We start from the raw sequence: 2918 nt of genomic DNA, 5'->3' as shown, positions 1-2918 counted from the left end.
TCGGGCATCGCCATCGGCCAAGCCTTCGTGCAGCTTGAAACTCGGTCGAATCAACGCCGGCACATTGTCGTCGCCGTGTTGCTCTCCCAACCGCACATATTCGATCGGCATGCCGAAGAATCCGGCAAAGCCATAGGTCTCGATTTCCGGAGTCGTCGATTCCAGGTGTCGGCGGATCCGCTCGCTACGCACGTCGATGCAAAAGACCATCTGGGCCAGCTTGCGCGTGGTTTGCTTCGGACCGGCGGTCGACAGCTGGGCGAGGACCTGGTCTCGATAGCTGATCTCGCTGGCCCGCAGCAGCAGCATTCGCACGGCAGTGTCGTCATCGGAAATCCCTTCCGGGATGCGGAAGGTCGCCGATTCGTCGTCGATCATCGCATCCCAGCGGATGCTCAAACTTGTCGCCTCGGCCAGCGCGACATCGTAGGCCGTTCGCGCGGCCAACAGTCCGATCACGTGTTCCGTCACGGTATCAGGATCGATGTCGTCTTGATACTTCGCCCACGCGAACCAGCCCGGCATGCTGAAGACCTGGCACAGCAAGAAACTTTCCCACAGCGGCCTGGGGATTTGCAATCGAGTCAGCAAGTCGACGATCGCAGCGACGGGCGTGTGGGGCAATTCCGCCACAAAGCGACGAAATCCAGTCAGCCCAAGAATCTCGGGGTTGCAATCATGAATCGCCGCGCTGCGCCACGCTTGAAAAACCGGCAACTCTTTCCAGGGGCTGTTCCAGCTGGATTGAAATTGATCGTAGTGTGCCGAGCAAAACTTGCCCAACTCGTCGGTGATGGTTTCGCCCCATCCCTGCGGCGAGAACGGGTCGGACAGCTCGGCGATTGTTCGAATCGGACGTTGACCATTGCGCGTCGTCGGATGCCGACCGGGTGACTCGTCGCTCACGGACACTCGCAATCGGTCCATCACCTGGTCGACGGACAGATGAATCGAGACCCCGTCCTGCTGGCATTCCGCAATCGCCTGACGCACATCGTCGATGGTGATGCGTCCCTTGGCGTACTGGGATCGATAATACTGAATCGGCATCAGGAGTTCACAGTCGGAAAAGACTTGCAGAAACGCTCGCGCATCGGCAAAGGGACGTCCGGCGATTCCGCTGTACGGATTGATCGCCACGTAGTCTTTCAGCGGCCAAACTTTCGAAACCACTTGCGTGACTCCGGCAAGTATCTCTTCGATCTGGCGATAGACGTGCGGTTGGTCATAAGCAGGGGAAAGGAAAATGTCGTTTGTTTGCTCAGTTGTGTACGGGGCGTTTGATGACATGGGGGGATTCTTGATGTGAGTGATGGGGTTGTAAAACGTTTGTCGCAAGCGACGTGATTCAGCTTTTCGAAAGCGAACCAAAAACTCGGCGCAGAACGCTCTCGACGTAAAAACCGTTGCTGGCATGCACGTACCAGGGACCGCCTCGGGACATCGGCCCGCGGCGCGTTGTGGTTCGCTCGGTCCAGAGCATCGAGATGAATCCGCAAGCGATGATCGATCCGATGACCGCCCCTTGCATGACCGGCAGCGTCACGACCGGCACACTGTCGTCGACAAAACCGTCGACGATGCGAAAGGAAATCGCGTAGAGAAAACAGAGCGCGAGCGCAAAGGCGCTGCTTTGCAACGCGAGCCGTCGATCCGCACTCGCAAAGACCTTCTCCAGCCAGTGGGCGATCGCCAGGCACAGGACCGCACCCAGCACCCATCCGCCTGGTTTGGTCGATGGGTTGATTCCCAGCGTGAGACTGGCAAGTGCCAAGCAACACAGTGAGACACCGGCGGCGGGCAGTCCCGTCGTCCTGCGGCTTAGCGCTTCGCCACCGATCGCTTTCCGTTCTGGCCTCGCCCCCGCCACAGCGGCCATGCGGGACCGCTGGGCAATCACGTCCCCGCTGCCGAGAAACGCGTGTGCCTTGTACATCGAATGGGCCATGATGTGCAGCAGCGCCGCGGAGAAGGCTCCCAAGCCACACTGCAACATCATGAAACCCATTTGCGCGATGGTCGAATAGGCAAGCGACTTCTTCACGCTGGTTTGTGTCAACATCACGACCGCGGCGTAACACGCCGTGACGGCACCGATCGTCGCCAGTACGGCCAGTGTCCACGGAGCGGCGGAGACAATCGGGCTGGTTCGCACCAACAGGTAACCGCCCGCGTTGACGATCCCCGCATGCATCAGGGCGGACACCGGAGTCGGTGTTTCCAACGTCTGGGGCAACCAAGTGTGAAACGGGAACTGGGCCGATTTGATCGCCCCGGCCAAAACCAGTAACAGCGCCGCGGTTTGCAGCGCAACGCTGGCGGCCGAGAGGTCAGCGACCGCGGTAAACAATTCGCTCAGGTACGCCGTCCCGAATTCGCGGTACAGCAGGATGCAGGCGATCGCTAAGGCCACGTCGGCGATGCGGATGAATGCAAATTTGGTCCAGGCGGCCCGCTGCGCCGCCGGTCGCGTCGAGTCGTGCAAGAGCAAGTGATGCAGCCCGATGCTGGTCATCAGCCAGGCGATGTAAAACAGCAGCAAGTGTCCCGCAAGGACCATCAAGGCGACCGCCGCAAGCGTGAAGCCGGTCCAAAGAAAATAATTGCCTTGCGATCGATCGCCGTCGAGGTAACGCACCGAGTAGCGACAGATCACCCAGCCGATGAAGCTGACCATCAGAAACATCAACGTCGAAACGCCGTCGAGGTAGATCGGCAGCGGTTCGGAGCCGGCGCCGGAAAACCCCGCGTGCCAGGCATCGGGGTCGCTCGAGCCGAAGGCAAGCCGAAGGGCCATGCCGATCGTCAACACCGAAGCGACGGCCAATTGCACGGTGGCCAGGGCGGTCACCCAGGTGCGGATCGCCAGCGGTGCGGCGTCGGCGTCGCGGCGGGGGACGACCGCTGCCAGGGCAAGC

Annotated in this window: 2 protein-coding genes; both read right to left on the bottom strand. The window is 60.5% G+C overall.

Annotation, left to right across the window (positions count from 1 at the left end; all coding sequences use genetic code 11):
* A partial coding sequence (locus tag ABX749_RS28100) for a putative inorganic carbon transporter subunit DabA (RefSeq protein ID WP_372898947.1) occupies positions 1–1290 on the bottom strand: 1290 nt, incomplete at its 3' end.
* Positions 1291–1348: 58 nt separating this feature from the next.
* Positions 1349–2918 (bottom strand): proton-conducting transporter membrane subunit (locus ABX749_RS28095; protein WP_372898946.1); only part of this gene is annotated, 1570 nt, incomplete at its 5' end.

The sequence above is a fragment of the Stieleria sp. genome (assembly GCF_041595215.1).
GTDB lineage: Bacteria > Planctomycetota > Planctomycetia > Pirellulales > Pirellulaceae > Stieleria > Stieleria magnilauensis.
This window is presented reverse-complemented; position numbering and strand designations above follow the sequence as displayed.